Consider the following 14,422-nt stretch of genomic DNA (forward strand, 5'->3'; position numbering starts at 1 on the left):
TAAAATGGAAAAGTTTAAAAATAACATTATAATCAAAAGTCCTCAAAAAGGGCTTTTGATTACTGCAATACTTCTTGCACAATTTGGTTTTGCACAAACTAAACCAGAAGAATTTAAAGGCGTAATTGGAAAAACCTTAGCCGACTCAAAAGAATACTGGCCGGAACCGGTTACGGCTCCTAAAGGTGCTCCAAATGTAGTTTGGATTGTTTTGGATGATGTTGGATATGGAGCTTCAAGCGCTTTTGGAGGTTTGATCGAAACTCCGGTTTTGGAGAGTTTGGCCAACAACGGATTGCGATATACCAATTTTCATACAACAGCAATTTGTGCTCCTACCCGATCGGCTTTATTAACTGGAAGCAACTCTCATAAAGTTCATGTTGGAGGGTTCTCGCATACGATAATGTCTGCAGGATTTCCAGGTTGGGACGGAAGATTACCTTCGAAAAATGGAACTGTTGCTGAGATTCTGCGTGATAAAGGATACAATACTTTTGGCGTGGGTAAATATGGAGTTACTCCTGATGAAGAAGCTACTGATGCCGGACCTTTCGATCATTGGCCAACAGGCAAAGGATTTGATCATTTTTTTGGTTTTTTAGGTTCAGCAACAGATCAGTATAAACCTGATTTAATTGAAGATCAAGTTCATATTACGCCTGACGGAAGACATCTTAGTGAGCAAATTACGGATAAAGCGATTAGCTACATTCAAAAACAGCAAAAAGCAGCTCCGGGAAAACCTTTCTTTTTGTACTATTCTCCGGCAGCCGTTCATGCACCTCATCAGGTTGCTGCAAAATGGAGCGATCCCTATAAAGGCAAATTTGATGATGGCTGGGATGCTTACCGAGAAAAAACAATTGCGAATCAAAAGAAATTAGGAGTTATTCCGGCTAATGCTGTTTTGCCAGAACGCAACCCACTTATTGCAGACTGGAAAAAATTAACTCCGGACCAAAAGAAAGTATATTCAAAATTCATGGAAGTATATGCGGGATACCTGACGTATACAGATTATGAAATTGGAAGAGTGGTCAATTATTTAAAAGAAAGTAATCAATTGGAAAATACGGTTGTGTTTGTTTTAATTGGCGATAACGGCGCAAGTAAAGAAGGAACATTGCAAGGCGCTGTCAACAGACAAACCTATGTAAATGGAGAAACAGACGAGACCGTATTTCAAAATAATTTAAAACGAATTGGCGAAATTGGAACACCTGAAACCTATGGAAATTATCCTTTAGGATGGGCGCAGGCAACCAATGTTCCTTTTAAAGACTGGAAACAAGATGCTAATTCTGAAGGTGGAACTCACAACCCGCTGATTGTTTATTATCCAAAGGGAATTAAAACCCCTGGAATCAGAACGCAATACAGTCATGTAATTGACATTTTGCCAACAACGCTTGATATTTTAGGAGTGAAAGCACCTGAATCTATCAGAGAAATTAAGCAAGATACTATTCAGGGATATTCGTTTTACAATTCTTTGAATGATGCGAAAGCAGTTTCGAATCACAAAATTCAGCATTACTACATTTTTGGAGCAAGAGCGATTTACAATGATGGATGGAAAGCCGCTGCAGCACATCATCCTAATTCAATTGAAGCTAAAGAAGCATTGAATGATCCAAAAAAAGCAGGTCTTTTAAATGCTGATTTTGGCAAGGATGTTTGGGAATTGTACAACATCAATGAAGATTTCAATGAAAGAAAAGATTTGGCCAAAAAATATCCAGAGAAACTAGCCGAACTTAAGAAACTATTTGACGAACAGGCTAAGAAAAACAACCTGTATCCCTTAATTGACTGGCAAGACGTTTACCAAAGAAAAATACACAAAACGCCTGCTACGGAGGGAAAATCTGCTCAGGAATTATTGACCAAAGCAAACAAGTAAAATTTTAGTTCAAAATCATACTAAATCCATAGAATAAACAAAATATTAAAAAAAGAAATAATGAAAAAATTTAAAATTAACTCAAAAATCAAAAGCTCACAAAGGGGACTTTTGATTACTGCAATTCTTATTGCGCAATTTGGTTTTGCACAAGAAAAACCAGAAGAATTTAAAGGAGTGATCGGAAAAACTTTAGCCGATTCTAAAGAATATTGGCTAGAACCGGTAAAAGCGCCAAAAGGTGCACCGAATGTGATTTGGATTCTATTAGATGATGTTGGATTTGGAGCTTCAACTGCTTTTGGAGGCTTAATTCAGACACCAACTTTCGATCAGTTAGCCAATAATGGTTTGCGTTACACCAACTTTCATACGACTGCTATTTGTGCTCCTACCCGTGCTGCGCTTTTGACTGGAAGAAATTCAGGAAGAGTTCACGTTAGTGGATTTTCTCATACTATTTTATCTGCAGGTTTCCCAGGTTGGGACGGAAGAATTCCTTCTGATAAAGGAACAATTGCTGAGATTTTGCGTGCGAATGGATACAACACTTTTGCCGTTGGTAAATACGGAGTTACTCCAGACGAAGAAGCTTCTGACGCAGGTCCGTTTGACAGATGGCCAACCGGAAAAGGTTTCGATCATTTTTACGGATTCTTAGGTTCTCAAACCGATCAGTACAATCCTGATTTAGTTGAAGACCAGGTTCACGTTACGCCTGACGGACGCCATTTGAATGAATTAATTACAGATAAAGCAATCAGTTATATTAAAACACAGCAAAAAGCCGCACCCGGAAAACCTTTCTTTTTATACTATGCGCCTGGAGCTGCCCACGCACCGCATCAGGTGGCTACAAAATGGAGCGATCCATACAAAGGAAAATTTGATAAAGGCTGGGATGCTTACCGCGAAGAAGTTATTGCGAACCAAAAGAAATTGGGTGTAATTCCCGCAAATGCAGTATTGCCAGAACGTAATCCATTAATTGCTGATTGGAAAAAACTAACTCCGGATCAAAAGAAAGTTTATGCTCGTTTCATGGAAGTTTACGCTGGATTCTTAACGTATACTGATTATGAAATAGGAAGAGTTGTCAATTATTTAAAAGAAACAAATCAATTGGACAATACTGTAATTTTCCTGGCAATTGGAGATAATGGAGCTAGTAAAGAAGGAACTACAGAAGGAACCATCAATCAAAGTTTATTTTCTCAGGGAACATCTGACGAAGAAAATTTGAAGAAAAACTTAGCTAATATTGATGAGATTGGAACTGCTAAAGGTCTAAATACAAACTTTCCTCTAGGATGGGCTCAGGCAACCAATGTACCTTTCAAAAACTGGAAACAAGATGCACAATCTGAAGGAGGAACTCATAATCCACTGATTGTTTATTATCCAAACGGAATTAAACAAAAAGGCGGCATCAGAAATCAATACAGCCACGTAACCGATTTGCTTCCAACAACTTTGGATATTGCCGGAATAAAAGCCCCGGAATATATCAAAAATGTAAAACAGGATATTATTCAGGGGTCTTCTTTTTATGCTTCTTTAGATAATGCTAAAGCAGAATCACTACACAAAGTTCAATACTACTACATTTTTGGAAACAGAGCAATTTACAAAGATGGATGGAAAGCCGGAGCAGCACATTTACCAGATTCATTTGCTGTGAAAAAAACTTTAGGAAAAAGTGACAAACCAGCAGAAAGTAATTTTGACGCAGATGTTTGGGAATTATACAACCTTAACGAGGATTTTAACGAGCGTAATAATTTGGCACAAAAATATCCTGAAAAATTGGCTGAGCTTAAAAAATTATTTGATGAACAAGCCAAAGAAAATAACGTTTATCCATTAATTGACTGGCAAGATGTGTACAACAGAAGAATACATAATTCTGGAGCAGATAAAGGTAAAACGCTTCAGGATTTAATTAAACAAGCGACTAAACCGGGAAGTGCCGGAAGTTCTAACTAATAATATCTTATCCTGCAAGATTCAAAAACTTGCAGGATAAAATTCGATTTGCAAAAATAAAAAGAAAGCAAAAATAAAATTTGGCCGACTTATATAACAAAATCTTACAAAATAATTAAATTAAATTCTACTAAATATATAGAATTAATAGTTTTATTTTTAAATTTACAACTTATTGATATACAACAGAAGTTTGAAAATTTCAAACAAGAAAAAGAGAATATAAGTAATAAAAAAAGGAAATCATGAGAAAAGCAGATTACGAAGTAATAGGGAAAAAAATCATCGTCGGGGCGATTGTTTTTTTGGTTCCGCTTGTCATTTTGGCGGGAGGTTTAGCATTAATTAATCAATTTTTAAAATAAGAAATTATGGCACTAGATCAAACAAAATTAAAAAGAGACTTAGGGATTAGTCTTTTTATTTATAGTTTGCCGGTATTGGCAATATTACTTTATTTTAAACTAAATAATGGACATGTATCAGAATCACATCTTACCTTACCAACTTATTTAGAATTTTTGCAGCCTGCATTTAAAAACATCAGAAGTTGGGGATTAATTGCCTTTTCGATTGTTTTGGGAATTGTTGAATTTGCTGCCGGTCTATATGATGATCACTGGACAGGACGTGAACGCAAAGTAGACATTATCTGTTTTTTGGCTCCAAAATTACTTTTACCTCCCGTAATTACATTTTTTAGCTTAACCGCTTTACCTTATTTACTTCCAAATTTGGCGAATACATTATCATGGGTTCCATTTTGGGGTGGTTTTTTCTTAATTGCAATTGCTGATGATTTAACGCAATATTGGTATCACAGACTTCATCATCAGGTTCCGTTTTTATGGCGTTTTCACAGAACCCATCACTCCGCTCCATATATGGGAATGGCCATGGCTTCGAGACAAAACTTTCTTTACACCGTATTTTTCTCTCAAATTTATTTGACTGCAACACTTACTTATTTAGGATTAGGAATTCCGGCTTTATTTGTTTTGGTTATTAAAAGTATCATCACTTTGGGTGCACACTCAAGTCTTGCCTGGGATAAGCCTTTTTACAAATACAGAGTACTTCATCCGATTGCCTGGGTTTTAGAACGTTTGATTTCGACTCCTGCAACGCATCACGCACACCATGCAGATACTAGCGGTGACGGTGTTGGACATTTTAAAGGCAACTTCGGAAACATGTTTTTCATTTGGGATGTGATCTTCGGAACGGGTTTAATCACACGTAAATTTCCTCAATCCTATGGAACCAAAACCTACAAAAGCGAAGAATGGTACGCTCAGTTTTTATGGCCAATATTCAAATCCAAAATTGAAGGAAGCCCTTTAGCAGATGGAGTTCTTGCACTGCCAACTTCACAAAAAGAGAATACAGTCCAAACAAATCAAAACGTTTACGAGCCAGTTCAGTCGTAAAAAAACAAATAAAATCCAGGCAGAGCTATTAAATCTCCAATTTGATAGCTCTGTTTTTAAAATTAAAAAATCATGGCAATAGTTCAGAAAGAAAAACTAACAAGAGATCTAAGTATAAGTCTTCTACTATACAGTTTGCCAGTATTGGCAATTTACCTTTATTTTAAATTAAGCAACGGCGTTGTAAGCGAATCGCATATTACATTGCCTTCTTTTTTAGAATTTGCAAAACCCGCATTCGAAAACATCAGAACCTGGGGATTTATAGTTTTTATGCTTATTCTGGGCGTTATCGAATTTGCAGCAGGTTTATACGATGATGAATGGACCGGCGAAGAACGTAAAATTGACATTATAAGTTTCCTTGCCCCAAAACTAATTTTACCACCAATCATTGCTTTTTTCAGCTTAACAATTTTACCCAATATAATTCCGAATCTGGAAAACTCACTTTCATGGGTGCCGTTTTGGGGAGGCTTTTTTTTAATTGCCGTAGCCGATGATTTGACACAATATTGGTACCATCGTTTGCACCATCAGGTTCCGTTTTTATGGCGTTTTCACAGAACACATCATTCTGCTCCTTATATGGGAGTAGCGATGTTAAACAGACAAAACTTAATTTATACCATTTTCTTTTCTCAAATTTATTTGACTGCTACTTTAACGTATTTAGGTTTAGGATTACCTGCCCTATTTGTTTTGGTTATCAAAAGCATCATCGTTTTGGGAGCGCACTCGAGTGTTGCCTGGGATAAACCTTTTTACAAATACAAAGTATTACATCCGATTGCCTGGGTTTTAGAACGATTGATTTCGACTCCGGCAACACATCACGCACATCACGCCGATACCAGCGGAGACGGCGTTGGGCATTTTAAAGGCAACTTCGGAAACATGTTTTTCATTTGGGATATCATTTTCGGAACCGGTTTAATTACCAGAAAATTCCCGAAATCTTACGGAATGAAATCCTATAAACAAGAAGAATGGTATGCACAGTTTTTATGGCCCATATTCAAATCTAAAAAAGAAGGAAGTGCTTTGGCCGATGGCGTTTTATCTGTACCATTGAGACCTAAACCAGAAAATGTTACTTCGAGTCCGGTTTACGAACAGGCTCAATCTTAAAAAAATACAACTGAGTTTTATATCAATTTAAATGAAGCAATGCAGTCAAAATTAAATATTGAAGGCATTGCTAATTTATTTCCTTTTAAAGAAATTCAAAATCTAAAAATTATGAAAATTAAAATATTTAAAAATAGCATAACAACCATAATCTTGTTTTTCACAATTATCGGTTTTTCACAAAATAAAAGTGCAAATACAGTTTCATTAGAAGTGTATTACAACAAAATCCAATCTGAAAAAAATCCACAAATAATCGATGCCAGGGGTCCTGAAGAATTTGCTTTAAACCATATCAATGGTGCTGTAAATTTTAATTTGGAATCAAAGGATTATGCCCAACAAATCGCAAAACTGGACAAAACAAGACCCGTTTTCACCTACTCTATTGGCGCTGGAAGAAGTGTTTGGCTGGCAGACGATTTATTAAAAAAAGGTTTCAAAGAAGCTTATAGTTTAGAAGGTGGAATCGCCAACTGGATCGGAAACGGAAAACCTTTTTATGCAAATTCAAAAAGCCAATTAACCTTAGCAGAATACAATAAATTGATTGCTGATAATAAAACGGTTTTAGTCGATATAGGGTCTAAATATTGTGGTGCCTGCAAAAAAGTAAAACCTGTTTTAGAAACTATTAAAGCGCAATATGGCGAGAATTTAAAAATCGTCGAAATTGAGTTAGAAACGAGCCCTCAGGTAATTGCTGATTTAAGAACAGTAAAGGTTTTTCCAACGTTGATCTTATACCAAAATGGAAAAATTGTTTTCAAAAAAGAGGGCTTAGGTGATTTGAAAAACGATGTTGATGTGGCTTTAGCTTCAAAATAAAAATAAAACTATGGCATTAACCAAAACCAAAAAAATCGTTTTCTCGATTATAACCGTATTATTAATCACCGCTGTGTTTTTATTATGGCCCATCAATACAGATGGAACATTGATAAAACCAAATGAAAAATTAGTTGAAGGAAAGGCAGCGTTTTTGGCTCAAAAAGATACTTCAAAAACAGCTGAAAAAAAACCGAATATCATTATATTATTGGCTGATGATCTAGGAAAATATGATATTTCGCTCTACGGCGGAAAATCGACACCAACACCTCAAATTGATTCGCTGGCTGCTTCCGGAGTAACTTTTACAGATGGATATGTTTCATCTTCTATTTGTTCACCTTCACGCGCCGGATTGCTTACAGGTCGCTATCAGGAACGGTTTGGGCACGAATTTCAGCCTGGAGATCGTTATCCAAAAAATAACTTAGAATATTACGCTTTTAAATATTTGATCAACACTAATAATTGGAGATTAAATGATAAAATCGAATATCCAAATGAAGCCTCTATAGCTACACAAGGTTTACCACAATCTGAAATTACGTTTGCCGATTTGGCAAAGAAAGAAGGGTACAGCACTGCTATTATAGGAAAATGGCATTTGGGACACAACAAAGGATTTTTTCCTTTAGACAGAGGTTTCGATTATCATTACGGTTTTTACCAGGCCTTTTCACTGTATACGCCAGAAGATGATAATCCCGATATTATAAACCATCATCATAAAGATTTTACCGATAAAACGATTTGGGGAAATGGCCGTGTAGGCATTGGGCAAATTCGCCGTGACACTACTATTATTCACGATAAGGCATACTTAACTGAAACTTTTGCTGATGAAGCCGAAGCTTTTATAGATAAAAATAAAGCGAAACCGTTTTTGCTGTATGTTCCTTTCAACGCACCGCATACGCCGTTTCAGGTTCGTAAAAAATACTACGACCGTTTTCCGAATGTAAAAGACGAAAACAAACGCGTTTATTTTGCGATGATTAGTGCTTTAGATGATGCCATTGGACGAATTGTGGCCAAAGTAAAAAAAGAAGGTTTGGAGGAAAACACCTTAATTATATTTGCTAGTGACAATGGCGGTGCCGATTATACTTTCGCGACTACAAATGCGCCATTAAAAGGTGGCAAATTTTCTCATTTTGAAGGCGGTGTCAACGTGCCGTTTGCATTGTCATGGAAGGGGAAAATTAAACCACATACTGTATATAAATCTCCGGTAAGTACGTTGGATATTTTCAGTACAATTGCAGCTGTTACACATTCAGGATTGCCAAAAGACAGAGTGTATGATGGTGTAGATTTAATTAGCATTGTAAATGAAAATAAAGTCGCGCACAAAACTTTATATTGGCGTTCAGGCGATGCAAAAGCCATTAGAAGCGGCGATTGGAAATTGATTATCAGTGGAAAAACGCATCAGGAATGGCTTTATAATTTGGCTTCAGATAAATCTGAAACAACGGATCTCGCTCAAAAAAATCCTGCAAAAGTTAAAGAACTCCATATTGCTTTGCAGAATTGGGAGAAAGGTTTGGTTAAGCCTTTATGGCCTAATTTGACGCATTATGAATTTGATTTTGGAGCGCAAAAATACTTTGTTGATTTGTAACCCCCCTACTCCTGCAAGGTTTCCAAAACCTTGTAGGTTTATTATTTAACACTTTTAAAATCTATCCATTAATACCTACAAGGTTTTGGAAACCTTGCAGGAAATAAACATACAATGTCAACTCAACCAAAACAATTTACTATTCACGAAGATTGGACCGTCGTAATTTTAGGCTTTATAATCATCGGAATTTCTCTTTTTATTTTTCTTCCTGAAGTTCCTGTTTTCAAATGGACAAACGGAACCGATTTGATTTCAGATGTTTTTAATTTCGGAAACCTGAAAATCCTCGGAATACAATTTTTGTATCTGATTTCTATTGGTGCTTTCGGTGCTTTTTTAATTGGAAAATCGGTTAAATATTTTTTACTGGTTTTTCCGGCAATTTATATTTTAACGGTTATTGCGCTGATTATTTCAGGAAATACAGAGGTAAAAGCACTCAATTTAGAAGCTGTAATTTTCAGTTTGATTATCGGTTTGGCTATTGGCAATTTTTTTAAACTTCCGGAGTGGTTTCGCTCTGCCCTTTCAACTGAGATCTTCGTGAAAATCGGATTGGTCTTATTGGGAACCAGTGTTATCTTTTCAGATATTTTAAAGGCAGGTTCATTAGGATTAATTCAGGCTTTGGTTGTTGTTTTGTCCGTTTGGTATTTTGCTTTTTGGCTTTGCCGAAAATTAAAAGTAGACGACGAATTGACCATGATGATTTCGAGTGCCGTTTCTATCTGTGGCGTTTCTGCGGCAATTGCAACTTCTGGCGCGATCAAAGGCGATTCAAAAAAACTGTCTTATGTTATTTCGATCGTTTTGGTAACGGCAATCCCGATGATGATTTTCATGCCGATAATTGCAAAATACTTCAATTTCCCGGAAGAAGTAACCGGAGCCTGGCTTGGAGGAAGTATTGATACTTCGGGAGCAGTAGTGGCTTCTGGAACTTTGGTTGGCGAAACGGCTTTAAAAATCAGTACAATTGTTAAGTTTTCTCAAAATGTATTGTTAGGATTAGCGGCTTTTGCAATCTCCGTTTATTGGACATACACGCATAATAATTCGGCGGAAGCCAAAGAATCAAAACCTACTTTAAGTGTTATCTGGGAGCGTTTTCCAAAATTCGTTATTGGATTTATTCTGGCTTCAATCGTATTTTCCTTTTTTCTTACTTCTGAAGTTCGAGACGGAGTAAAAGACAGTTTAAAAAATTTGCAGGGAATCTGGTTTGCATTAGCTTTTACTAGTATTGGTTTAGAAACTAATTTTAAAGATCTACTTCAAAATAATAGCAGAAAACCTTTGTACGCTTTTTTAATTGCACAATTTTTTAATGTAATTGTTACATTGATTATTGCTTATTTATTGTTTAGCAAATAATCAAAGTTTTTTAATACCAACACGTAATGCTCACGCAAAGTCGCAAAGTTTTCTTATCAATTGTATCAAATTTTTTTTCAACTAATAAGTTAAAACCATAAAAGTCTGCAAAAAATGTATTAAAACTACATTTTTTGCAGGCTTTTTAAATTTTATGCAAAACTATCTAAAATTAACATAAACATTTAACTGTCAATTAATTAAATTAGTAAATTAGAATACAAAAATTACCTGTTCTTCAATCTTATTTAAAAAAAGTTAAAGATTAATTTGGATATTATTATATTAAATTTAACTTTGTCTATAGAATTAGTAGAGTTTAAAACATAAAGAGCTACATTTTGAAAACAACAGCGAACAGAGCAAATTATTTTCTTCCTAAAAATTACACATATAACAGCTTTTGTTATATGTGCAGCTGTTGCTAATTCTCCATCAATTTTCGTTTATAATGTTTCTTCCGAATCAAATAGTAAAAAACGAAAACTTATCAGATTACATAAAATTCTTATTGAAATTTCATTATTTATTTGATGTTTTACATCAAATAGATGACTGATGGTATAATAAAAAGCTCCTTTCTGCGGCAACAAAAATGGCAAAGCTTAAAGAATATTTATCGCTTAAAACAAAAAACAACTCACAAAAAATAGTATTAAAATGAATCACAAAGTTAAAAGCATTCTATTTTCATTTCTTCTTTCAGGATTTTTAGGTTCTACTGAATTGAATGCTCAAAATGCAACATCAAAACCAAATATCATTTTGATTATGGTTGATGATATGGGCTATTCTGATTTAGGAAATTATGGTTCCGAAATTAAAACACCAAATCTGGATAAATTAGCCAGCGAAGGTTTACGCTTGCGCGAATTTTACAATAACTCGATTTGTGCGCCAACTCGCGCTTCCCTCTTAACAGGACAATACCAACACAAAGCCGGAGTAGGATTTTTTGATGTCAATTTAGGATTGCCTGCCTATCAGGGATATTTAAACAAAGAATCTCTGACTTTAGGTGAAGTTTTTCGATCAGGTGGTTACAGTACCATTTTATCCGGAAAATGGCATGTAGGTTCCGAAGATCAGGCGCAATGGCCCAATCAAAGAGGTTTTGACAAATTTTATGGCATCTTAAAAGGCGCATCAAATTATTTTGATACCAAAGGTTTGCCTTTCGGGAAAACTCCATATCCGGTAAAATTGATTCGTAATAACGAAGAACTGCACCCGAAAGATGACTCTTATTATTTTACAGATGAAATCGGAAGTAACGCAGTCACTTTCCTGGACGAACAAAACAAAGAAAACAAACCTTTCTTTTTGTATTTAGCTTTTACCGCACCGCACTGGCCGCTACAGGCTAAACCAGTAGACATTGCCAAATACAAAGGAAAATTTGATGAAGGCTGGGATATTTTAAGAGAAAAAAGAATAGAAAAACTAAAAGCAAACGGCATTTTACCGGCTGATCAAACGGTATCACCAAGAGATCCTGAAGTTCCCGAATGGAGCAAATTGACGTATGACGAAAAGCAATTCTGGAAAGCCAAAATGGAAGTTTACGCCGCAATGGTTGACAATATGGATCAGAATGTGGGGAAAGTCTTGGAGAAACTAAAAGCACTTAAAAAAGATAAAAACACGCTGATAATCTTTATTTCAGACAATGGTGCTCAGGGCGGATTCAATACTTACAATCCACTTGGAAGAAGTTTAGTTAGAAATGACGGACCTGTAGGAACTTCAGGATCGTTTGATTATCAGGAACAAAACTGGGCTTATTTATCGAACACTCCACTTCAGCAATATAAAAATAATATGCACGAAGGCGGTTTTAGTTCACCTTTTATTGCCTGGTTTCCATCAAAAATAAAAGCAGGCCGAATCGATAAAGGAACCGGACATATTATTGACCTCGCTCCTACTTTTTATGAATTGGCCGGAATTGAATATCCCAAAACATATAATGGTGTGACGACAAACCCTTTGGTTGGAAGCAGTTTGTTGCCTGTTTTATTTAATAATGTTTCGCAGGTAGATAGAGGCGCACCATTATTTTGGGAAAGAGCCGGAAACAGAGCCGTTCGTGATGGCAAATGGAAATTAGTTTCGACTTATCCTGCTTACGAATGGGAGCTTTACAACATTGAAACTGATCGTGGCGAAACAACCAATATCGCACAACAAAATCCGGGAATTGTAAACAAACTTTCTGCTTCTTATTTTGAATGGGCAGACCGAACAGGAGTTGTAGAATACAGCAAATTCAAATTAAAACCAGAAGTAATGCCAGGTGGCGCTTCTCTCAAAAAATAAAAGAAATTTTCAACAATAAAATAACCAATAATGAGTGCATTTTATCAAGAAATAGCGAAACAGCATCAGGAGCTTTTAATTCTTCCTGAAAAGAAATTAATCCATCAGTTTATTGATGAATTGTTTTCGATATTATTTTCAAATACATCAAAATCATTTGGTTCATTAATGACAATTGAAAACAAGTTTGTAGCATTAGAAAAACAATTTGATGATTTGGTTTTAGATTTTGCACCTAAAAACAAACAGAATAAAGAACAGACAAAAACCTTTTTTGAGGCGATTCCGAATTTACATAAAAAAGCACTGAACGACGCGCAGACAATTTTCGCCAAAGATCCGGCAGCAAAATCATTAGAAGAAGTTTTGTATTCGTATCCTGGATTTTTTGCCATTTCAATCTATCGTTTTTCGCATCAATTGTGGAAACAGGAATTAAAATTGCTGGCCAGAACAATTTCAGAATATGCACATATTAAAACAAGCATTGAAATTCATCCCGGAGCACAAATAGGGACCGATTTTGCCATCGATCACGGAACTGGAATTGTAATTGGTGAAACAGCAGTTATCGGAAATAATGTACAAATTTACCAAGGCGTTACGCTTGGTGCTTTGAGTGTAAAAAAAGAAGAAACTTTTTTAAAAAGACATCCAACCATTGAAGATAACGTAATTATATATGCCAACAGCACCATTCTTGGCGGCCAGACAACTGTAGGAAGAGATTCTATTATTGGAGGAAATGTTTGGCTAACGTATACGGTTCCGTCTAATTCCGTTGTCTATCATAAAAATGAGATCAAGATTAGGGACAACAATCCTTTTCCGGCACCCATTTTTTATTCTATTTAAAATATCAAAACAATGAAATATCAAAACATTCTAGGAACGATTGGAAACACGCCTCACATTAGATTAAACAAGCTTTTTAAATCGCATGAGGTTTGGATTAAGCTTGAAAAATCAAATCCCGGATCCAGTATCAAGGACCGAATTGCACTTGCCATGATTGAAGATGCTGAGCAAAAAGGGCTTATAAATGAAGAAACCATTATTATAGAACCCACTTCAGGAAATACCGGAATTGGACTTTCATTAGTTGCAGCTGTCAAAGGTTACAAAGTTATTGTGGTTATGCCAGAATCTATGAGTGTCGAACGCAGAAGAATTTTGAATGCCTACGGTGCCGAATTCGTTTTGACCCCAAGAGAAAAAGGAACTTCGGGAGCGGTTGAAAGAGCCAAAGAATTAGCAGCAACAATTAAAAATTCATTCTTGCCATCGCAGTTTACCAATAAAGCTAATGTAGAAATTCATGAAAAAACAACTGCTTTAGAAATTCTGGCCGATTTTCCGGATGGAATCGATTATCTGATAACGGGAGTAGGAACTGGTGGACATATTACAGGCGTCTCCAAAATTTTAAAACAGCATTTTCCAAATCTAAAAACCTTTGCCGTTGAACCAGCATTATCACCGGTTTTAAGCGGTGGATTACCGGCACCTCATCCTTTTCAGGGAATTGGTGCAGGATTCATTCCGGAAGTTTTTAATCGCGAATATGTCGATCAAATCATAACGGTTGATAAAAATGAGTCATACAACTTCACAAAAAGAATTGCAAAAGAAGAAGGCATATTCGCCGGAATTTCAACCGGAGCAGCACTTTCTGCAATTGCCAAAAAATTAAAAGATATTCCGGAAAATGCCGTGATTCTGACTTTTAATTATGATACCGGCGAAAGATATCTATCTGTAGATGAGCTATTTGATTAAAAAATTAAATTTTATCGATAACTTTAAGCTACCAAAAAG

The 14,422-nt window shown here is 35.8% G+C and carries 10 protein-coding genes; all 10 read left to right on the forward strand.

Going from position 1 to position 14,422, the window contains the following annotated elements; genetic code table 11:
* Window positions 1-4 precede the first annotated feature (4 nt).
* On the forward strand, window positions 5-1,906 hold the full coding sequence (locus tag AC6CH4_RS10480) for an arylsulfatase (protein WP_498102697.1): 1,902 nt from the start codon (window positions 5-7) through the stop codon (window positions 1,904-1,906).
* Window positions 1,907-1,966: 60 nt separating this feature from the next.
* On the forward strand, window positions 1,967-3,892 hold the full coding sequence (locus tag AC6CH4_RS10485; RefSeq protein ID WP_498102699.1) for an arylsulfatase: 1,926 nt from the start codon (window positions 1,967-1,969) through the stop codon (window positions 3,890-3,892).
* A 371-nt stretch (window positions 3,893-4,263) separates the two neighbouring features.
* Entirely contained in the window at window positions 4,264-5,322 is a 1,059-nt protein-coding gene (locus AC6CH4_RS10490) for a sterol desaturase family protein (protein WP_498102701.1), read from the forward strand.
* 72 nt (window positions 5,323-5,394) lie between these two features.
* Complete coding sequence (locus tag AC6CH4_RS10495) at window positions 5,395-6,453, forward strand: sterol desaturase family protein (RefSeq protein ID WP_498102703.1); 1,059 nt, start codon at window positions 5,395-5,397, stop codon at window positions 6,451-6,453.
* A gap of 111 nt (window positions 6,454-6,564) precedes the next feature.
* A complete protein-coding gene (locus AC6CH4_RS10500; protein ID WP_498102705.1) occupies window positions 6,565-7,281 on the forward strand; it encodes a thioredoxin domain-containing protein in 717 nt (238 codons plus the stop codon).
* 10 nt (window positions 7,282-7,291) lie between these two features.
* The gene (locus AC6CH4_RS10505; protein WP_498102707.1) at window positions 7,292-8,908 is read left to right on the forward strand and encodes a sulfatase-like hydrolase/transferase; all 1,617 of its coding nucleotides are present in this window, start codon (window positions 7,292-7,294) and stop codon (window positions 8,906-8,908) included.
* Window positions 8,909-9,022: 114 nt separating this feature from the next.
* Window positions 9,023-10,285, forward strand: coding sequence for a YeiH family protein (locus AC6CH4_RS10510; RefSeq protein ID WP_498102709.1), 1,263 nt, complete (start codon window positions 9,023-9,025; stop codon window positions 10,283-10,285).
* Between the two features lie 660 nt (window positions 10,286-10,945).
* Window positions 10,946-12,604, forward strand: coding sequence for an arylsulfatase (locus AC6CH4_RS10515; RefSeq protein ID WP_498102711.1), 1,659 nt, complete (start codon window positions 10,946-10,948; stop codon window positions 12,602-12,604).
* 30 nt (window positions 12,605-12,634) lie between these two features.
* Window positions 12,635-13,459, forward strand: a complete 825-nt coding sequence (epsC, locus tag AC6CH4_RS10520) for a serine O-acetyltransferase EpsC (protein ID WP_498102713.1) — start codon at window positions 12,635-12,637, stop codon at window positions 13,457-13,459.
* 12 nt (window positions 13,460-13,471) lie between these two features.
* Entirely contained in the window at window positions 13,472-14,383 is a 912-nt protein-coding gene (gene cysK / locus AC6CH4_RS10525) for a cysteine synthase A (protein ID WP_498102715.1), read from the forward strand.
* Window positions 14,384-14,422 lie beyond the last annotated feature (39 nt).

It is taken from the genome of Flavobacterium sp. GQ95 (assembly GCF_059758655.1).